The organism is Nitrospinota bacterium (genome assembly GCA_029881495.1).
GTDB lineage: Bacteria > Nitrospinota_A > UBA7883 > JACRGQ01 > JACRGQ01 > JAOUMJ01.
In genome coordinates this window covers 1-18,990 of the sequence record JAOUMJ010000005.1, presented here as the reverse complement: position 1 = coordinate 18,990, position 18,990 = coordinate 1, and the positions used below count along the sequence as shown (strand labels likewise).

Below are 18,990 nucleotides of genomic sequence, written 5' to 3'. Positions count from 1 at the left end.
TCCGCCCACGACCCGCAAAACGTGCATCGCAAATAAACATCTATCCACCCGGTATCGTTGCAACTCGCGCACTTATGCCCGTTCCCGTCGCTCAATTTCGCCAACTACCCTCCGCCTGGCCTTCTCTATCCCGAAGAGCGCATACCCCTGCACTATCTCCGGCAAGTTCCAGACCGCTTTCCATTTTTTCTTCAGCACTTCCAGTTTCCTTTTCTGCTCCGCCGTCACCATGCCAGCACCACCAGCTCCAATATGAGAAACAACCATGAAACCAAAACCATCAAATCTATTTCGTCCATGCCTCTACCTCCCTATGAAACTGTCAGCCGCCCCGCATCCGCCTGTTCGCCACGTCATCCCCGCAGTTGAAATTCATCGTTAAACCTCTAACCGTGAAGCGAGACCTTTAAGCCTCTCTAGTATTGTGTGAACACCTCTCCTTGAGGATCTTATTTGGTCGGTGAATAAAGAGTATTTTCTTTCAACATCTTTGTTTTCTGTTTGAGGTGGCGGAAGTGGTATACCTTTGCGTGGGGACAGTACCGAGAATAATTTTTTTTCCAACTCCTCCACCATTTTTAATCCGGTATCAACAACTTCACGCAGTTGGACCAGTTCAGACTCGATTATACTGGACCCCTTCTCTTCCATTTCGCCTGCCATACCGGGATACTGCTGTTCACCATTCATATCTCTTTCCTTTCTTCAAAAATATTCGACCGGGAAGGGCTGGGCCTCCCCGCCCCCCTGTCATCCTCGCGTACGCGGGGATCCAGTGCCTCTTTCATTATTCCTATGATCTTCCGCTTCGTCTTTTCGCCGAGCTTAGGTATCGCCCTCCCAAGAGTGACCACGCGCGAAGAGGTAGCAACCTCCGCAATATCCAATCTGCCCGGCATACCTGTTTCCAGCATCCACATATCTGCTATCATCCTTTTGCCCCCGCGTGGTTCGCCAAGAACCTCTTCTTTGCCGACCGGGCCGACGCATGACGGCGAGCATGAGTGCAGAGATGGCAGTCGTCCTGGGATTTCATCCCCATGAACGGCCTCCGGCATTTCCCGCACCTCTTCCGCTCCGGCTTCTTCTTCCCGTACAGGCAGTCGGCGCATAAGCCCGACCTGTTTGTCGCCTTCACCTGTTTACCTTTTCGCGCGCATGTGACGCAGTGCGCGATATCTATCAGCTCCTCGTCCATGTAATACGGCTCCCAAGAGGATGGCGGGTCCCCAAAGCCGACACTATCCCTGCTGTGCCTCATCTCCCCGCCCCCTTGTAATAATCAATGATCGCCTGGGATGCCTCTATCCACCCGTAACAGACGACAACCGCGTTGCCGAAAGACCGGAGTTCTTCAATCACCGTGCTCTGCGCCTTGCTGATGCTCCCCTTTCCGCTCGATCGCGTGACAGGTTTTTTCATTTCTATATAGAGCGAGTGATATTCCCCGCGCGGTACCGGGAGCAGAAGATCAGGAAACCCTGCTTTCACACCTTCCGCTTTCAGCTTTCCGGCGGTCGCCTTATTCCTGTGCCCCCCGTTCGGTATCGCGTGGAGCAGATGCAAACCCGGATATTTATTCTCGTGCGCCGACGCCCAATTAATGAGGGCTACCTGATGCTGATGTTCAAGGTCATTTCTCATCCGTCACCCCGTTGCCTCTGCGACTGGATCCCCGCATCCGCGAGGATGACAGGCAAGCCGATGGTAAAAAGCTGGCCGGGTCGGTGCATGGGGGCAACCTTCCCGGCCAGTTGCATAGGGGGGATTTCCCTGAAACACGTTATAAACAATGGCCGGAGAGCCGTAAGAAAATGAAAACAAATCTGAACCAAAACACCACGAATTATTGAGAGTTTACCAGCCGACGTCTCCGGCCCTTTGGAGGGCGTTATTAATACTCTGTTATCAATGACAGACGGTCGCTTCACCACCCCACTCAATGGCAGGGTTAATATATTAGGGATCGTCGACCGTCCGTCGTCCATTGCGTTACCTGCCCGGCCTAGCCGGACACTCCGTTACGATGAGACATCATTCATTCCTCCAATGCTGTCACGTTACTGCCCACGCCGGACCGCTCAACCGCCCCGGCAACTTCAATTACTTGTACTTGCAGTTTCTTTTTGTATAGATACAGCCATTCGCCGAACCCTTTTTCTGCCAGCTTTTCAAATACAGGATAGAGATCATTATCGAAATATAGTGGTAGATCAGGAATACGATTAATGCTGAAACTGTGCACGGCGATGATCCCTATCGCGCGCCATTCCGGTTCGCTGAATGTCGTTACCGGGAACTGGCGGATGAGTTCCATCAGCACATCGAGCGAATCCGAATATCCCGTCGCCCCCTCGAAATTCGCCCCCCGAAGGTAGACTCTCGCAAGAGTAACTCCATTAAGTTTTGCTCTCACAAGATTCGCCCCGCCAAGATATGCGCCGAACAGGTGCGCGTAACGAAGATCGACATCCGCAAGATTCGCCTGTTCTAGAGAAGCTTTCCGAAGGTCCGCTTTCCATAGCTTCGCCCCCTTAAGGTTCGCTATCGACAGGTTTGCTTCCGCAAGGTTTGCGTAACTTAGCTCTGCTCCCTCTAGGTTAGCGGCTTTCAGATCCGCGCCAGCTAGATTTACCCCCCTTGCCACCCCCTCTTCGACCGCCTCCTTGATAGTCCGGGCGTTATCGCTTGCTTCGTATATCACTCCACCCCTGAAACGATCGTATATCTTTATCCGCTCCATGATTACTCCTCCCCCTTCTGCACTCGCGCCGCTTCGGTCTTTTCGGCGATCAGCTTTACGCTCTCCAAAACCTCGAGGAGATGGCGGATTATCACGCATCCCTCCGCATACAGTTCTCTCTTCTCCGCGTCGGTGATCTTTCCATCCTCAAGAGCGTCCGACATCTTTTGAAGGAGCACTCCCGACTCCCCGACGTATTTCCCCATGCGGAACATCAGCCCCTCTTTCGTCTCGTCCGATGGTGACGGCAGTTTGTGTATTCCATATCCGCACCTCATGGCGATACCTTCAAGCAGGGTTGTGTCTTTAAAGAAGAGCGTGAGGGGAACTATCCATGACGCTTGCATCTGCATTGCCTGAGTGAAACGGCTCATGCTCCCCAAGACAAGAGTTTTGGATTTCCCTATCAGGTCGGCGAATGCCGTGCAGAGACCAGGCGAACGGTTGACTATCCGCTCCGCGTCCTCCTTGATCCTCGCTCTCTCCGCCTCGACAGCGCTTTTCAACTCGCTATTCTTTGTTGTCATCAGTCGGCGCATGAGGGACTGTATATCCCCCGTCAGGCTCAGCACCTCCTCCGCCAGCTCCGGCGATTCCGATATGGCATTGCGCCCGAGCGACTGCCGCTCTCCTGCGCCGTTCCCGTTCCCGTTACTTCCTTTGGCTTTTCCTTCACCAGTTTTCATACACACCCCCATGCGATAGATTGATAATCAGACGCGGGGCCGAAATCGAAGCCGAGCCCCGCGCCCTTCACACACCATCCCGCTGATGAAAATCGAGGAGCAAATCTTACGGGAAAGAACACATAAAAATTGATATGATGAAAGACGTGCGTCTGTATGACTTTTAATGTGGCAAAAATAAGAATTGAAAGAAAAAGGAGGGGATCTACTTTGTGCTTACCGGAGTTGTGCAAACCAAGGATGTCCACGCAGTTTCTCCCCCCCGAAACTTTCCCAGAGAACGTTTGCACAACCTTCATGGATATATACTCACACATGCGTATGAGTTTGTCAATATTTTTTATCTATTTTTGTTTCCTTTGTTTGTGGATATAAATGACTGATATTAAAGACCGATTGAAAGAGGCGCGAGAAAAAGCCGGATTTAACCAGTCCGATATCGCCTATAAAACAGGTGTGCATTTCAACACGGTTTTAAACTACGAGAAAGGGCGGCGCCAACCCGATGCTGACTATCTCTACAAACTTGTGAAGATTACAAACTGCGACCCGACATGGCTCCTCACCGGCGAGGAACCGGAACGGCTCGCCGTCACCCCGGAGGAGAAGATTATTTTTGAGTCATTCAAGGGGCTAATTGAAAAAGATAAAAAGATGGTTGCGGATATTATCAAGGTCTATTCAGAACGACCGAAACCTTAACTCTGCCGACCAGAGCCGTTTTGTTAATTATTAACACTTAAACTGTGTTTCGGATCCCTTCCAAGGTGCCTTTATTTCCAGAAATCCTTCGGGTTTATCTCAAAGCGCCTTAAGCAGGCACTTATAGTACCTTCTCCTATTACAGTTCCGGGACCGTGGTTTTTAATTGGGTATTGGGCTCCTTTGTTGGAGCCGGGGATTTCAGGTTTTAAAAGAATCATCTCTGACCCTTTTCCTCGATTTTGCATCATTCTCACCCCATACTCTTGCAGGCGGGTTTTGAGTTCTCGAAGTCTTAGAGGCCTGCTACCCGACACAACAAGCGTTCGCCGTAATTTCAGGCGGTACAAACCTGCCTTGATTCGGGTCTGTGAAGTTATGACCAACCAAAACTTTGCGCGAGTCTACCTTTGGGCCCTTACACTTATAGAACTTTTCCCACATCTCTGGCGGAGCTGGATGGTAAAGGTTTTCCAAGTTGTCATTTGCAAAGGCGTAGCTTACCGCCGTCGATATTAAATCTCCCATCTCCTCCATAGAGGATTCAAAATCTTCCCTGGAAGAAACTATATCCAACTCCAGACAGTGACCCACCCAAGCATTGCCATCCTTTTCGAAAAGGACATTGAACGTCATTGGTGTGTTCATTGGCGTAGAACCTCCTTCAGAATAGTTAAAATAGTTATCGCCTTGACATCTCTTTACATCGACATATTAACACTATTTCTTGACAAGGTGGAAACTTTTGAGGGCGGACAGAATATAGGAAGATTTGCACCTTCTCCCCGTCGCTCACCCACAAAAAACCGCAAGGTGGCTCGAAACGATACGCTAAGTTTTTACAGTTCGGTCAATTTTCAATACGGTAAGAACTGCCTTTCGGTCGTACTCGTCCAGACACGCCATAAAGCGCCAGCCGATCCGAATGGCCATGATCAGCCTGCAATTCAGCATTCGTTTCAGCAACTCGCTCCTCCCCCGGTTATGCCCTATTATACCACACGGTACCGAAAATTACACGAAAAATCTATTTCCCCCTGCTTCCCACTGACTATATCGTACATGCAATTATGGGGGTGTCAATGCGCAGGGAAATTCCATATTTATGATATTTATGGGATTATTAGGGGCGTAATGTGTGCAGGGAATTGCGCATCTGTTCACTGTCACCCAAGTGGATACGGGAAAGCAGACACACAATCCAGAGAGTTACCCCGCACCTTTAAGTGTGAAAATATATGCGCAGTATTTTAAAAAAAATAATTATTTTTTTATTTTTCCCCCTTGACATGATAGCCATATTAGGCTATCATGTAACCAAGAGACAAAGAGAAACATTTAATAAGGAGGATATGAAAATGGAGATATTCGGTCGAATAAACGAGGATGGGAATGTTGCCGTATTGCACTGTTCAGATGGTTCGGTGGTCACTCGGTTGGATGCTACAATCTACCCGGTAGGCTCTAAATTGTCTGCGAGATATGAACATCCGCAGGGGATTGTTATCACGTTAGAGGATGCCGCAAGGCTTGAATTGACAGATGATAACGGGGATTTATTAAAACCTTCTGGATATTAAGGAAACAATAACTTTAAAAAGGGGGATAAAAAAATGAACGATATACAAAAAATATGCGATTTAATTGGTCATGGAAAAATTACAGAAACAGACGCATGGGAAATACTAACCAAAAACGGGCTGATTGAATATAACCGGGTATTGCTCATAACTGAAACTGATACTATTGATTTCCCGGATTATCCACAAGCACAAGATTTCATCGACGAAGATAATATTCTCGGGGCGGTTATTTTGCCGGACGTATTCGACGGACAAGGGAATCTACACAATTTTTCAGACCGTTTTTCCGCAATAATAAAGGGGGTACAATAGCAGACTTTTCGACGAAAACGAGGAATGGAACACATGATATGAAAAAAAGAAAAAAACTTGTCGACATCGACGCGGAAAACCGCCATCTCCTCGGCGAAGAGATCAACTCTCGACGGCAGGAAGCGGGCCTCACATGGGATCAACTGGCCGAGAAGTGCCGGGTTCATCCGGTCACGGCGAAAAAATGGGGCTCGGCCATGCGCTCGCCAAACATGGAGCATCTCCGTATCCTCGATCAGATCATTTAAGCAGGCCGGCTATACGATCAAGGCCCCGCTGAATCTCATCGCGAAGTGGTAGCGGCTCTATCCGCTCGACCGCCGGGCTCATCGACTGGAGAATGTCCTTTATCCTCCCCCCGACCTTCATGCGGATAAGTTCATAGCACTGCCGGTTTCGCCACTCCATCTCTCGTCCGCTCCGCTGTATTGAATCCTCAACCAGCGCTTTCAGCACCTCCGGGCGAACAGGCTTTTCGGCAAACGCTATTCCAGAGTAGTTATGCGAGAACTCGGCCGCCAGGTTCGTCGTCGGATAGGCCGTCATCATGATCACCGGCGGAAGCATCGGGCAATCCTTCACCCATCCCCGAAACAGATCGAGCCCTGTCTCTGTCAGCCGCCCCTTGTCGGACAGGAGATAGTCCAGAATTATGAGGCGGATGTCCCCTGCTCCGTGGCGTACTATCCTGTTTGCCTCCTCCGCCGTCGCCGCCTCGATGATGTCGTACTCGGCGGAAAATATCCGCTTCACCTGGTGGCGGACAGTTTCGTCATCGTCGACTATAAGTATCGTTCCCTTCTTTTCCATCACTCCTCCTCAATCGGCATTTTACCCGATTACCCCCCTGATACGGATATGCGAATACTCCCCATTTTTCCACTTGCTTTTTCCCGGCGGACAGGGTATTTTTAAAACCACATTGCGATATCTGTCCGGCTAAGCCGGCCTCACCTATGCGCGACATTATCGCGCCGACTCCCCGTGAGGAAACTCCATGCGGTTCTGCGTCTCCCCGCGCCTCCTCCCTCCCCCCTGTTTGTCATCCTCGCGAAAGCGGGGATCCAGTGGGTTGCGCGCCAAACACTGAACCCGCAGCGGAATTTAAAGTCCCCCTTAACCCTGCAAAATACAAGCTCCCCGTTACGTACGACATTCCTGCTACAAGAAAGCCGTCTGAGGCATTGCGGAAGCCACACTTGGAGCTACTAGACATAAAACATAAAGTCCACAAAAGAGGGGCTGTTCACTATTTAAAGCTAACTAAAGAGGCTGTCGCAGATATCCCATGCAGGAAAGACACAAACGAAACGTATTTTGACACAGAAATAGATGGATTCGGAGTAAGAGTAGAAGGCATAGAAAAGCTGTATATACAAATTCTTAAAGTGTCGCGCGATGGGAGCCGATGCAACCTGCTCAATATTGATGAAGTATGCATTGGCTCCTGTTCCAAAATTTCCTTCTGGGAAGCACGGCTAACAGCATTACTCATAACCTTTCGATATACATATAATTCTATTAGTGAACGCCCTTCGCTTGGGGAGCCTGCGCTTATTGCCAACTACTATGAAGCCTTGCATGCAGGAGCTTACGTTTTATCTGACATTAGCTATCACACTCTGAATAATTTAACAGTAGAGACTATTCTTAAGAACAAAATTTTAAATTCGCCCGTCATATCCGGCGTATATTTTCTGCTGGATAAGGATGAGATCGTCTATATCGGGATGAGCATCAATATTTTGTACCGTATATCGGGCCATTCTAGAGAACAAACAAAACTCTTCGATTCGTTCTCATATATTCCTGTCTCCCCAGAGTATCTGGGGGCTGCAGAAACCTACCTCATAAAGAGGTTTCAGCCAAAATACAATGTCACAGACAATCCCGGGAAAGCCAATGGAAAAGAGTAAACGATGAATCCCACCCCCGGCTTGCAAAATGTTGTAGACAGACCGTACACTGACAACATGAGGGGCGATGTCTATCCGCGAAAGAATGGCTGTAGAGGGGAAGCGCGGTACAGGATAATCTACCGGTACAAGAAAAAAAGATATGAAATAACGTCAGATGAGCATGGAGTCGTTCTGGCCAACAGACGGCAAGCAAAGGACCTGCAAGAGAAGATCAGCCGTGAAATCGAGGTTGAAGAAAAAGGAGGCCCCGAACACAATCCCCAGAAGTATCTCCCTGGCAGAAAGAACGAGTGGAGCTTTACAAATCTGGCGGAAAAATATTTGGTCGCCACCAAAGAACGTGTTTCCCCTGCATGGTATCCCGACATAAAGAGATATTTTGAAAAAGGTTTTATCCCCTACTTTAAAAACATCGATATCAGAAGCATCAAGGCGCACAGCCTTAACGATCTGCTGATATATTTAAAAGACGAACCCCTGAAATGGAAAGATAAAAACCTGAAGAACGCTGTGGACTCCCTCCGCACATTCTTTATCTGGGCAGTCGATGGAGAATACATAAGCACTTGCCCGAAGTTTCCGGCGGTTAAGGTTCCCAAGAAGGCGGTGAAGTGGGCCGATTATGAAACGCAGAATATAATCATCGCCGCCATTACGCCGGAATATCATCGCCCTATAGTCTGGTTCGGGGCAAGGCACGGGATGAGAATTAACGAGCTGAGAGCGCTGAAGGTTATGGATCTGGATTTCTCCAAGAGGCAGAACTTCCCCTGCGGATCGGTGACGGTTCAGCGCGCGTTCAGCGGGGATGGATACATGGAAGAGAAGGGAACCAAGACCGGCGGTGTCGTGATACTCCCCATTCATCCCGAGCTTTTGTCAACACTGCAGGAACTCTGCAAAAATAAACTTAAAAACAGCTATGTATTTACATTGCCTTCAGGAACTCCATACACGCAGACCCGGCTATACAAGATAGTCCGAAAGGCGGCAAAAGTGGCAGAGATAGACATCGCTCCATACGCCCTCTTCCGCCACAGTGTGCTTACTCAAGCCGCCGCAAGAGGGGTCGGGGGAATTATCTTGCAGAAGTATGCAGGGCATACATCGCTCTCTACTACGCAGAGATATATAGACAGCGCCGCGCTTGGGGTTGAAGGTGTGCAGTCTGTTACCCCCTCTGACAATGGCAATATTATCAATATCAAAAAGGGTTGAAGTGTTGGCTGGGTGTTGGCTGGGAATATAACCGGCCTTTTATGCCCCCGTAACTGCTTTATATTCTGCTAGTTACCATCACTTAATACAGGGGTACGCAGGTTCGAATCCTGCCGCCCCGACCATTTTACTCACCAATTATAGGCATGTTTTCTACATTTATCCGCTACTAATACGTTTCTCGAATGTTCCTTGAAAAAGTCTATACGAGATAAAAAGAATATTTTGGTAATATTATAAAATTGTTTATCTTAGAATAACTTTTTTGTATGATAACGTGACGTATTAATGGATAAGTAACTATATCAGTTGCACCATTATTACGAATAATTTGGCAATAAAGTCTTTCATGAAAAAGGAGATAATTTGGGAATGAGGAATGCTGTTCTAGTCTCTGCCTTTATTTCCCATATTGCGTTTCTCCCCATGCTGTATGGATGTACAGCCAATGGAGGGAATTTCGCATTCACTGACGCAAACTCTGCATCCAGCACTGCAACTGATCCCACCACGGATACTGACACTACGCCGAACAGCAATAGTCTCGAAGACCTCTCCGGTAATACAACTGATGATAATAATCTCGATAGCGGGAGTGCTGTTATTGATGGCGACTTAAACACCGTTACCTCAACTACTACAGCCACCCAAACCGCTACTGCAATCGGCCCGGATGAAACAATGTTTCAGGATGGATTGGCGCTCTACAAAACAGCAGATTATAACGGCGCGATAACGCAGTTCTTACTTCAAATTTCAACATACCCTGGCGATCTTCGAGCGGATGACGCTCAGCTTCACATTGGAAAGTCGTACCTGAAACTGCTTGATTACGGCACCGCCCGAGCAGAGTTGAAGAAAGTTAAAACTGCATATCCATTCAGCGATACTGCCGACAACGCACAATATTGGATTGGTGCCAGCTATTTCGATGAAATGCTTTACGATACGGCAATAGTGGAGTTCCAAAAACTGCTCGATACATATCCGAATTCCAATGACCGTTCCGATTCGCAACTTGGTATCGCCAAATCCTATTACCAGAAGAGTGAATATACAACTGCCAAAGCTGAATTTCAAAAGGTTCTGACCTACTATCCGACATCAAACGATGCCGATTCAGCCCAGTACTATATCGGCAGGTGCGAACACAGGCTTGGCAACTACGACTTGGCCCGCGCGGCATATACTGCGACCATTACAAATTATGTTTCCAGCACCCTCGCCGACAATGCCCAGTATCAAATCGGCAATACCTACTACGACGAGGGGAACTACAACATGGCGAAGATGAAGTTTCAGGAAACTATCACTAACTATCCATACCCATTATACGATAGCGGCGACGGCGCGCAGTATTATATTGGGCGAAGTGTTCATCAAGAGTTGCTTGCGAGTGCGGCCACAGATCTCGCCCCGGCGCGCTTGGAGTATGCAAAGGTAAACGCAACAACCTACCCCGCAAGCTCAATGATAGACAATGCTGAATATCAGATTGCCAAAACATATTATGATGAAGCTAATTATGATATAGCTAAATACGCTCAAGCAAAATTAGCTTTTCAAGCTGTGATCGACACCTACCCTTTTCCTCAGTATGACAGCGGTGATGGAGCGCAATACTATTTAGGACGAAGCGTTCAACGTGAATTGCAGGCAGCCGCGGCTACCGATTTCAACTCTGCGCGTTTGGAATATGCAAAGATTAACGCAACAAACTACCCTGCAAGCGGCTGGATCGATAATGCGCAGTTTCGAATCGGGCAAACATACTACATCGAGGGGAACTGGGCAAGTGCACTTGCCGAATTTACCGCCATCCTTGCAACCTATGTTGGGTCTGACAGTATTGACGATGCGCGGTACTACTCGGGCCGTGCAAAGCATAAACAGTTACAGTATCCCGAGGCAAGAAGCGATTACAGCTTAATACTTGCGTCATGTCCCGGCACAAGCATCTACTGCGACAACGCACAGTACTATACCGGAATGGCATTGCATGCTGAAAACTTCTGCGCTGACGAAAAAATTGCTTGGGAAACGTTCTTAACATATTATCCGGCTTCCATTTATATTGGCACTGCTCAAACGCATTTTGACAGCCTCAACGCAGGAACGCATACTTGCATTTGAAATTCAATTGCTCGAATATTTAGATGTATTGATTCTACCGGTTGATTTAAAGTTCTGACTGAACTGTACCAAAGCCAACCGCAACGGATTCCGGCTACGAATCTTTATCCAATCTTTATGCATTCTTTATCTTATCTTTCTATCCCCTTCATCTTTGAATGATAAACTAATAACTTGTGGGTTTTTATATTACTTCTTTTACTTATTTTTGTTACTTTTATTCATACACAGATTTATCCTATTGTTCATTATCGGCGTATTACAGATTCATACTCTAATCATAGATACTTTCATGCCACTGTAATTAAGGCTCTTATTTTACATGCGCGTATTGGCTTGATTCTTGTACATCCATACTTCAGTGTTTAGGCATTTTTTTAATCCTTATCTATTAAAGGAGTCATTTATGAGATTTAAACAATTTATCAAAGCAGGACGCTTCACCCTTCTCCTCTCATTTGCCATTACATTTCTTATCGGCTGCACAGCTGGCGGGGGGCAAGGCAATAATGCGCTTACGGCATCCGATACTTCAGAGAGCGGGATTTATCAGACCGCAAAAACGATGTATTCAAACGGGGACTTCGTTCGTGCCATTGCAAAATTCAACGAGCAGCTTACACAATATCCAAACGGTACCCTGGCAGACGATGCGCAATTACAGATAGGAAAAGCATACTTCAGGATTAATAACTATCCTAAAGCAATCACGGAACTAAATAAAGTGGTAACAAGTTACCCCGGAACGGATACGGTGGATGACGCACATCTGTATATCGGGAGATCCTATTTTGAAAGCCTAAGTTATTTGAATGCCAGAGCCGAGCTGACCAAAGTCATCACCGACTTTCCGACAAGTGATACGGCAGACAACGCGCAGTATTGGATTGGGCGCACATACATGGATGAACTCAATTATTCGCAGGCACTTTTGGAGTTTCAAAAACTGCTTGATACATATCCAAATTCCAATGATCGTTCAGACGCGCAATATGCCATAGCCAAAACCCATCATCTATTAGGGGATGATAAAAAAGCCGCTTTTGACAATACCGGGGCGACATCGGAATATACAACTGCAATTGCGGAGTACCAGAAAATCCTGGATTTTTATTCAACGTCAAACGACGCGGATTCTTCCCAATACAATATTGGCCGATGCATACACAAGAAGCTTAGTATTGCCAACGCAACCGATTTCACCACGGCGCGCACAGCTTATCAGGCCGTAATCAACAACTATCCGGCAAGCTCGCTTCTTGATAACGCCCAACACCAGGTCGGCAACACATACTATGATGAAAATAATTATACGAAGGCGGAAACGGAATTTCAAAAAGTTGTTACGCTATATCCGCTTTCCGACAAGGCCGATACCGCGCAATACTATATAGGTCGAAGCCGTCACCAGCAACTTCAGGTAGATGTCGCGACAGATTTCACCACCGCGCGTACCGAATATCAGGCGGTATTGACCAATTATCCAGCGAGTACGCTTCTTGATAACGCTCAATACCAGATCGGAAAGACCTACTATGACGAACTGGGGAACAATGCCGCCTCGGATTACACTCCGGCGATAACGGAATTCAACAAGGTAATTACCGCTTATCCAAACTCCGATAGCGCCGACGGAGCACAATATTACATTGGAAGATCCACCCATGCCGCATTAAAAGCCAATGCCGCGACCGATTTCAGCACCGCAAGGGTGGAATACGCGAAGGTCGCGACAAATTTCCCTTCAAGCAGTATGGTTGACAATGCCGCGCATCAAATAGGGAAAACATATTATGACGAGGCGAACTATGCCCAAGCGATCATTGACTTTAATAACGTCATCTCCACATATCCATACCCCCTTTACGACAGCGCAGATGGGGCCAGGTACTATATAGGTAGATCAGAGCATAAGCAGACGAATTACGCACAGGCTAGAACGGAATATAACCTTGTTCTCAGCACATATATTGGGAGCAGTCTGCTTGACAACACCCAATACCAGATTGGCATGACTTGGCATGGAGAGCAAAATTGCGCTAATGAACTTGCGGCTATGCGTCTTGTTACATCCCAGTATCCAAATGGGACAAGTGCGCCGCTGGCTCAAACGCATATCGACAGCATTACAACGAACGATGGCAAGCATACTTATAGTTGCAACTAGGAATATATTCGGCCCGTTTATTACTATTTAAACGGGCCTCATATATCTAGTATATTAAAGCGACTAAACCGGATAAACAGGGAGAGATATGATTTCAGAAAAGCTCAAGTTAACAGGAGAGGCTCGTTTTTAGATGCAGAACAGGAAGAGCGATTTCAGTCTGCACGTGACGATGGTTGTTCTCTGCGTAACAGCTGTAGGGATGATCGCCTACAAAATGCTGTTTCTTGGATACAGCTTCATGAGCATAATACCCCAATTGAAATACGAAGTGGACATCAGCATGAGTTTCGATGGCTATGGCGATTCGGTAAAAGTTTCCACATATCTTCCTGTATCCGATGAACGCCAGACCATCTCGGATGAAATTAATAACTCTGGCTTAATGTCGCTTGAGATTAGCAGTGAAAATAGTGGCAGGATCTCCAGATGGTATGGTGAAAACATTACAGGTCCCCAACAGATTCTCTACTCCTTTTCCGTCCATTCAGACAGGATTTTGTATGAACTGGATGATGACCTCCAAATTCCCGGTATTTACCCTGAAGATTTCAAGGAATATCTGGTGGCTACCGATGGTATTCAAGTAGAACACCCCGTAATTGAAAAAGTATATAACGAAAATGTACCTAGAACGAAAAATACGGCGAAAGTTTTAAAGGGTATTTTCGATTACGCATACTCACTTAAATCGATGCCTTTTAAAGGCTACACAGACGCGGTCACTGCCGCTAGTCTTGGAGAGGGTTCGTGCAATGGCAAGAGCAGGGTTTTTGTCGCTCTTGCCAGGAAAGCAAAGATTCCGTCACGCTTGGTTGGCGGTCTTATCCTGAAGAATACCACTAAGCGGATAAGCCATCAGTGGGTAGAAGCGTATGTAAATGGGTACTGGATCCCCTTTGACCCTTTAAACAACCATTACATGGAAATCCCTGAGAACTATCTTGTGCTTTATCGTGGCGATGAAGCGCTTTTCAAACACAGTGCGAACATAAACTTCGATTACTTTTTCAAGATCAGGGAACGACTTGCCACGCGCACGGACTTCATCACCCAGCTTGGAGAACATCCGCTGAATATTTATAACGTATGGGCAACTTTCAATCAGATAGGTATCCCTGTCAGTCTTCTCAAGATAATTATCATGCTGCCTCTTGGCGCGTTCATTGTGGTTATATTCAGAAATGTTATCGGTCTCGAAACATTCGGAACATTCCTTCCGGCCCTGATTGCCGCCGCAAGCAGAGAGACCGGTTTTTTCTGGGGCATTGTAGGATTTTATATCGTTATCGGCGTTGTTAGCCTTTTACGCTACCCTCTGGACAAATGGGGGGTACTGCACACACCTAAAATGAGCATCCTTCTCATTTTCGTCGTTGGAGTAATGCTTAGTTTGACTGTCGCAGGGGTGGAAATGAAACTGTTCGAGCTTTCACATATAAGCCTTTTCCCGATAGCGGTACTGACTCTCACGGCGGAAAGGTTTGCCATTCTGCAAATTGAGGAAGGAACCGCACGCTCCCTGAAAGTTGTAATGATGACAACCTTGGTCGTTTGGTTCTGTTATATGGCAATGAACTCACTTGCGATGGAAGCGCTTTTTCTGGCTTTCCCGGAGCTCCTTCTCCTGTTGATCATTTTAAACCTATGGCTAGGAAGATGGATTGGTATTCGCGTTATGGAATTGAACAGGTTTAGGTGGTTGATCCAAAAATGAAACTAACAATAAGATCAATCACCGATTTTTATGAAAATGTGCTGGGAATAAACCAGAGGAACCTTGATTTCATATATCCTATGAATCCAAGAGAACACTTTCCTATTGCAAACGACAAGATAATAACCAAGGAGCACCTAGCCTTATGCAACATTGCGACACCTGAGACCTATTGCATTCTTTCACGAATGGGAGAGATAAACTCGCTTTGGGAAAAGATAGACATGCTGAAAGAATTTGTTATTAAACCTGCGAAAGGAAAACAAGGGGGCGGTATTCTGGTTCTTGAAAAGTCAGATGACGGCTGGATCACCCCTTCCTTGAGGGAATACGGTATCTCCGAGATCCGCAAACATATTGCGGATATCATTTTCGGAGTCTATTCATTCGGCCTTTGGGACAGAGCGCTGATAGAGTACCGCGTTCATTCACATCAGGTATTTCTCAACATATTCCCGCATGGTGTTGCGGATATAAGGATCATACTCTGTAATAACTCTCCAATTATAGGCATGGTACGTATACCAACAGTGAAATCCAACGGAAAGGCAAACCTGCATCAGGGAGCAATCGGAATCGGCATCGATATGAAATCAGGGGTACTGACTGAGGGCTATAACAAGGATGGCTATTATGAAAAACATCCCGATTCATCTATTGCCCTGAGAGGGATCCAACTTCCATTCTGGGATGAGATACTGAAAATGAGCGTGGATTCAAGCCTAGCGGTTCCGCTTAAGTATCTGGGCGTTGATATTGTAATCGACAGTGAAAGAGGGGTACAGGTAATGGAAATAAATGCTCGCCCAGGCCTCGAAATACAAAATGTCAACCGAAAGGGCTTGCGAGGCCTGATGAAGGAATACCTGTCATGAACAAACTGTTAAAAGATAGTTTTGTGCCGATTTTGGCAATACTTCTGTTCATTTTGGGAGTGGTACTTTATTTACAAAGCATCGCCATTGATATGAGTTCCAAACCTACAATTATCAAGGTCTCATCAAACTTCAACCCAGGATCGGATGATCCATTAAAACTGGATGAACCATCAATTTCCAATTTGAATACCGAATACGATGATGCCCTTGACAGCAACATAAATTTCCAAAATGGAAAAACCTTATATTCTGAAGGGAAATACGAAGAGGCAAAGCAGGCATTTGCCCAGGCGCTTGCGGAAGATAAAGACAATCCATACATCCTGAATTATACAGGCGTAATAGAGATGAAACTCGACAACCTCGAAGTGGCGAAAATATATTTTCTAAATTCCCTAAAATCTAAAAAGAATTTCGCTCCGGCGCATCTGAATCTCGGAATGGCCTACAGATTGCAGGGTGATTTGGACAAGGCGGAAGAGAGCTATGGAAACGCGATTTCCGTCAGACCAAATTTTGCAATGGCCTATTATTATCTTGGTTTGTTACAGTTGAAAAAAGATCATTATAAAGAAGCCATCAAATATTTCAATGATGCTGTAGGCTTGAGTAGCGGAGATTTGAAAGCCTCACTTTTTTTCAGCTTGGGCCTTGCATATTCAAGAATTGATGACACCAATAGGGCTGAGGAATTTTATACAAAAGCGATCAACCTTAAACCTGACTATATAGAACCGCGAATGAATCTGGCTATATTGCAACCTAACAGCGAGGAGGGGCGAAAGAAAAAAGAGGAACTCTATAATAAAGTTATTGGTTTGCGCCCAAACTATGCTCCAGCCTATTTCAATCTGGGGGTGCTATACAAATCCAAAGGAGAAGAAAAACTAGCCGAAGAGAGCTATAAGACAGCCATAAAGTATTTCCCTCCCTATCGCGAACCAAAATATAACCTAGGATTGCTTTATTACAAACAGAATAAATTAATTCAGGCAGAGGAAATTTTCAGCCAGCTCATAAAAGCCGCTTCTGCCCAGGCAGAAGATTATTTCAATATGGCAAGAATTTTGTACAGCAAAAAAGAATACAATAAAGCGCTCACATACTACAACCAGGCCATAGATAAAGCAGGTGGCAAATATCCGGAGGCATTGCTCAATAGAGGATTAGTATACGCTAGGACAGGGAACTTGAAAGAGGCAACAGACTCCTATACCAAAGCCATCAGGCTCAAACCTGATTATGAGTCAGCGTATTACAACCTTGGACTTGTATCAATGGATCAAAACGACTGGAAAAAAGCGCAAGACTATTTTTCGAAAGCGACTGATATAAATCCTGGTTACGCCAAGGCCTGGTTCAATCAGGGTGTTGTTTTTACCAAAATGGAGATGAAGGAAAAAGCGATACTATCCTATTCAAAGGCCATTGAGGAAAAGCCAGGATATATACAGGCCCGATTGAACCTCGCGACGTTATATTCGGATGAACACGATGTAGCCAAAGCAATAGCTGAATATAAAAAGATCGTCGAAATTAATCCTAAATACGCGCCTGCCTGGTATAACCTCGGCCTCATGTACAGGAAATCCAAACAGTACGGCAAGGCTATGGATGCCTACAAGAAAAACCTGGAACTCGAACCTGATAACAACAAGGCAAGGAAAAATCTTGGCGTTTTGTATGCTATCAGAAAAGATTACAGGAAAGCCCAGGAACTTTTCAGCGAAGCGCTATTGATAAATCCTGATGACTATAAGGCACGGTTTAACCTGGCAATTCAGTTGGCAAGGTTAAAAAGGAATAATGAGGCTCTAAGCGAATATGAAAAAATCACGGCATTAGCCCCGAAATTTGCGAATGGATGGTTGGGAAGAGCTGCGTTGCTGAATGAACTGGGGAAAAAGGAGGAAGCAATAACCGTTCTGCTCTCTGGCACAAAGAGCACAAATGAAAATCCAGAAATAAGCTATGAACTAGCCAGAGCATACCACCGGAAGAACGATTGGGAGGATTCGATAAAATATTACAAAATGTCCATCTCCAAAAAGTCCGATGTCGCGGAATCATATTATTGGTATGGCGTTGCCCTTTCTGCGCAAGGCAACAAATCCGAAGCAGAGATACAGTTCAAAAAGGCTCTTAAAGTAGACTCTAACTACAAACTTGCAATGGATTCTTTAAAGGAGATAAAACAATAAAATTCAGATTAATCGCCTGGGCAGTTATGTTCAGCCTGCTGAGTGTCTCCGTTACATTCGAATCCGCGCTTGCAAGGGAAGATGAGGATGGAACAAACGAAACGCTCAAGAAAACAAAAAAGAAGAAACGGCGCTCGGTCCGGAAACTGGAGTTTTCACCTTACGGGGAAGTATTCTACGGCAAGGAATCAAATGTTTTTAAAAGCCCTGACAGCATTGTAAATCATCCGATATACGGAACTCATACGGATATTGTAAAAGATGACAGTTTTGTGGAAACCGCTGTTGGGCTTGATGTGAAGGGTAGGCTCAGGAAAAACAAGGAACTGACTTTCGAATACAATTATGAAGAAACTAAATATGCAAAATATTCCATCCTTGATGAAATCTCGACTGACATTGGATTTGATTACCTGCAGAGAATGTCAAAACGGTCCAAAATTAAACTTAAAACCGGTTACAAGCAATCTGACAAAATATCGGTAGACGTATTTGGATTGGAGTATCCCTACAAAATCTCATACGAGTCCCTTACCCTTAACCCAATTTTATATCACAAATACCGGCCCGGGATATTCGGTAAACATTCTGGCAATACGCTCATGAAACTTTCTTACGAGATGAAATCGAAGAACTATGCGGAACCTCTGCCACCTAATCTGTCATATGACTACGTTCAAGACAAGATTACGCTGGATGTAACTCAGGAAATAGATAAAACTCTTGACATT

The 18,990-nt window shown here is 46.0% G+C and carries 21 protein-coding genes; 12 read left to right on the top strand and 9 right to left on the bottom strand.

Features of this window, described 5'->3' with window-relative positions; translation table 11 throughout:
* Positions 1 to 72: 72 nt before the first annotated feature.
* From OEY64_03080 to OEY64_03050, 7 genes are all read right to left on the bottom strand, one after another.
* Entirely contained in the window at positions 73 to 231 is a 159-nt protein-coding gene (locus tag OEY64_03080; protein ID MDH5541929.1) for a hypothetical protein, read from the bottom strand.
* Positions 232 to 378: 147 nt separating this feature from the next.
* Positions 379 to 690 carry a hypothetical protein gene (locus OEY64_03075; protein MDH5541928.1) on the bottom strand — a complete coding sequence of 104 codons (312 nt, stop codon included), beginning with the start codon at positions 688 to 690 and terminating at the stop codon, positions 379 to 381.
* Entirely contained in the window at positions 687 to 932 is a 246-nt protein-coding gene (locus OEY64_03070) for a hypothetical protein (GenBank protein MDH5541927.1), read from the bottom strand. The genes OEY64_03075 and OEY64_03070 overlap by 4 nt, the downstream gene beginning before the upstream one ends.
* Entirely contained in the window at positions 929 to 1,261 is a 333-nt protein-coding gene (locus OEY64_03065) for a hypothetical protein (GenBank protein ID MDH5541926.1), read from the bottom strand. Before OEY64_03065 ends, OEY64_03070 begins: the two co-directional genes overlap by 4 nt.
* Entirely contained in the window at positions 1,258 to 1,644 is a 387-nt protein-coding gene (locus OEY64_03060; GenBank protein ID MDH5541925.1) for a VRR-NUC domain-containing protein, read from the bottom strand. Before OEY64_03060 ends, OEY64_03065 begins: the two co-directional genes overlap by 4 nt.
* Before the next feature lie 394 nt (positions 1,645 to 2,038).
* Positions 2,039 to 2,743: a pentapeptide repeat-containing protein gene (locus OEY64_03055; GenBank protein MDH5541924.1), complete on the bottom strand. Its 705-nt coding sequence runs from the start codon at positions 2,741 to 2,743 to the stop codon at positions 2,039 to 2,041.
* A 2-nt stretch (positions 2,744 to 2,745) separates the two neighbouring features.
* A complete protein-coding gene (locus OEY64_03050) occupies positions 2,746 to 3,429 on the bottom strand; it encodes a hypothetical protein (GenBank protein ID MDH5541923.1) in 684 nt (227 codons plus the stop codon).
* A gap of 375 nt (positions 3,430 to 3,804) precedes the next feature.
* Here OEY64_03050 and OEY64_03045 point away from each other — a divergent pair, with 375 nt between their 5' ends.
* Complete coding sequence (locus tag OEY64_03045; GenBank protein ID MDH5541922.1) at positions 3,805 to 4,131, top strand: helix-turn-helix transcriptional regulator; 327 nt, start codon at positions 3,805 to 3,807, stop codon at positions 4,129 to 4,131.
* Between the two features lie 306 nt (positions 4,132 to 4,437).
* Here OEY64_03045 and OEY64_03040 read toward each other — a convergent pair whose 3' ends face one another.
* On the bottom strand, positions 4,438 to 4,779 hold the full coding sequence (locus OEY64_03040) for a hypothetical protein (GenBank protein ID MDH5541921.1): 342 nt from the start codon (positions 4,777 to 4,779) through the stop codon (positions 4,438 to 4,440).
* Between the two features lie 590 nt (positions 4,780 to 5,369).
* On the opposite strand from OEY64_03040, the gene OEY64_03035 reads away from it, so the two are divergent.
* The 3 genes from OEY64_03035 to OEY64_03025 are packed head-to-tail and all read left to right on the top strand — an operon-like array spanning position 5,370 to position 6,274.
* Positions 5,370 to 5,711: a hypothetical protein gene (locus OEY64_03035; GenBank protein ID MDH5541920.1), complete on the top strand. Its 342-nt coding sequence runs from the start codon at positions 5,370 to 5,372 to the stop codon at positions 5,709 to 5,711.
* 33 nt (positions 5,712 to 5,744) lie between these two features.
* Positions 5,745 to 6,026 (top strand): hypothetical protein, encoded by a 282-nt coding sequence (locus OEY64_03030; protein ID MDH5541919.1) that lies wholly within the window; start codon positions 5,745 to 5,747, stop codon positions 6,024 to 6,026.
* Positions 6,027 to 6,064: 38 nt separating this feature from the next.
* Positions 6,065 to 6,274: a helix-turn-helix transcriptional regulator gene (locus tag OEY64_03025; protein MDH5541918.1), complete on the top strand. Its 210-nt coding sequence runs from the start codon at positions 6,065 to 6,067 to the stop codon at positions 6,272 to 6,274.
* Here OEY64_03025 and OEY64_03020 read toward each other — a convergent pair.
* Complete coding sequence (locus tag OEY64_03020) at positions 6,267 to 6,836, bottom strand: response regulator (GenBank protein ID MDH5541917.1); 570 nt, start codon at positions 6,834 to 6,836, stop codon at positions 6,267 to 6,269. The two genes, OEY64_03025 and OEY64_03020, sit on opposite strands and share 8 nt — an antisense overlap.
* 146 nt (positions 6,837 to 6,982) lie before the next feature.
* Between OEY64_03020 and OEY64_03015 the strand changes: the two genes are divergently transcribed.
* The 8 genes from OEY64_03015 to OEY64_02980 all read left to right on the top strand — a co-directional run.
* Positions 6,983 to 7,942, top strand: coding sequence for a hypothetical protein (locus OEY64_03015; protein MDH5541916.1), 960 nt, complete (start codon positions 6,983 to 6,985; stop codon positions 7,940 to 7,942).
* A 3-nt stretch (positions 7,943 to 7,945) separates the two neighbouring features.
* A complete protein-coding gene (locus OEY64_03010) occupies positions 7,946 to 9,163 on the top strand; it encodes a site-specific integrase (GenBank protein ID MDH5541915.1) in 1,218 nt (405 codons plus the stop codon).
* Between the two features lie 372 nt (positions 9,164 to 9,535).
* On the top strand, positions 9,536 to 11,296 hold the full coding sequence (locus tag OEY64_03005; GenBank protein ID MDH5541914.1) for a tetratricopeptide repeat protein: 1,761 nt from the start codon (positions 9,536 to 9,538) through the stop codon (positions 11,294 to 11,296).
* Positions 11,297 to 11,702: 406 nt separating this feature from the next.
* Complete coding sequence (bamD, locus tag OEY64_03000; GenBank protein ID MDH5541913.1) at positions 11,703 to 13,463, top strand: outer membrane protein assembly factor BamD; 1,761 nt, start codon at positions 11,703 to 11,705, stop codon at positions 13,461 to 13,463.
* Between the two features lie 133 nt (positions 13,464 to 13,596).
* A complete protein-coding gene (locus tag OEY64_02995) occupies positions 13,597 to 15,180 on the top strand; it encodes a UUP1 family membrane protein (GenBank protein ID MDH5541912.1) in 1,584 nt (527 codons plus the stop codon).
* Positions 15,177 to 16,055, top strand: coding sequence for an alpha-L-glutamate ligase-like protein (locus OEY64_02990; protein ID MDH5541911.1), 879 nt, complete (start codon positions 15,177 to 15,179; stop codon positions 16,053 to 16,055). Before OEY64_02995 ends, OEY64_02990 begins: the two co-directional genes overlap by 4 nt.
* Entirely contained in the window at positions 16,052 to 18,259 is a 2,208-nt protein-coding gene (locus OEY64_02985) for a tetratricopeptide repeat protein (protein ID MDH5541910.1), read from the top strand. The genes OEY64_02990 and OEY64_02985 overlap by 4 nt, the downstream gene beginning before the upstream one ends.
* Positions 18,260 to 18,285: 26 nt before the next feature.
* The coding region (locus tag OEY64_02980) for a hypothetical protein (GenBank protein ID MDH5541909.1) at positions 18,286 to 18,990 on the top strand (705 nt) is incomplete at its 3' end.

Coding starts and splice junctions, on each gene's coding strand:
- OEY64_03035 (MDH5541920.1), top strand. CDS start 5,370: ATGCGCAGTATTTTAAAAAAAATAATTATTTTTTTATTTTTCCCCCTT.
- OEY64_03045 (MDH5541922.1), top strand. CDS start 3,805: ATGACTGATATTAAAGACCGATTGAAAGAGGCGCGAGAAAAAGCCGGA.
- OEY64_03070 (MDH5541927.1), bottom strand. CDS start 932: ATGATAGCAGATATGTGGATGCTGGAAACAGGTATGCCGGGCAGATTG.
- OEY64_03015 (MDH5541916.1), top strand. CDS start 6,983: ATGCGCGACATTATCGCGCCGACTCCCCGTGAGGAAACTCCATGCGGT.
- OEY64_02985 (MDH5541910.1), top strand. CDS start 16,052: ATGAACAAACTGTTAAAAGATAGTTTTGTGCCGATTTTGGCAATACTT.
- OEY64_03005 (MDH5541914.1), top strand. CDS start 9,536: ATGAGGAATGCTGTTCTAGTCTCTGCCTTTATTTCCCATATTGCGTTT.
- OEY64_03010 (MDH5541915.1), top strand. CDS start 7,946: ATGAATCCCACCCCCGGCTTGCAAAATGTTGTAGACAGACCGTACACT.
- bamD (MDH5541913.1), top strand. CDS start 11,703: ATGAGATTTAAACAATTTATCAAAGCAGGACGCTTCACCCTTCTCCTC.
- OEY64_03020 (MDH5541917.1), bottom strand. CDS start 6,836: ATGGAAAAGAAGGGAACGATACTTATAGTCGACGATGACGAAACTGTC.
- OEY64_03060 (MDH5541925.1), bottom strand. CDS start 1,644: ATGAGAAATGACCTTGAACATCAGCATCAGGTAGCCCTCATTAATTGG.
- OEY64_03080 (MDH5541929.1), bottom strand. CDS start 231: ATGGTGACGGCGGAGCAGAAAAGGAAACTGGAAGTGCTGAAGAAAAAA.
- OEY64_03050 (MDH5541923.1), bottom strand. CDS start 3,429: ATGAAAACTGGTGAAGGAAAAGCCAAAGGAAGTAACGGGAACGGGAAC.
- OEY64_02995 (MDH5541912.1), top strand. CDS start 13,597: ATGCAGAACAGGAAGAGCGATTTCAGTCTGCACGTGACGATGGTTGTT.
- OEY64_03065 (MDH5541926.1), bottom strand. CDS start 1,261: ATGAGGCACAGCAGGGATAGTGTCGGCTTTGGGGACCCGCCATCCTCT.
- OEY64_03040 (MDH5541921.1), bottom strand. CDS start 4,779: ATGAACACACCAATGACGTTCAATGTCCTTTTCGAAAAGGATGGCAAT.
- OEY64_03030 (MDH5541919.1), top strand. CDS start 5,745: ATGAACGATATACAAAAAATATGCGATTTAATTGGTCATGGAAAAATT.
- OEY64_03055 (MDH5541924.1), bottom strand. CDS start 2,743: ATGGAGCGGATAAAGATATACGATCGTTTCAGGGGTGGAGTGATATAC.
- OEY64_03075 (MDH5541928.1), bottom strand. CDS start 690: ATGAATGGTGAACAGCAGTATCCCGGTATGGCAGGCGAAATGGAAGAG.
- OEY64_02990 (MDH5541911.1), top strand. CDS start 15,177: ATGAAACTAACAATAAGATCAATCACCGATTTTTATGAAAATGTGCTG.
- OEY64_03025 (MDH5541918.1), top strand. CDS start 6,065: ATGAAAAAAAGAAAAAAACTTGTCGACATCGACGCGGAAAACCGCCAT.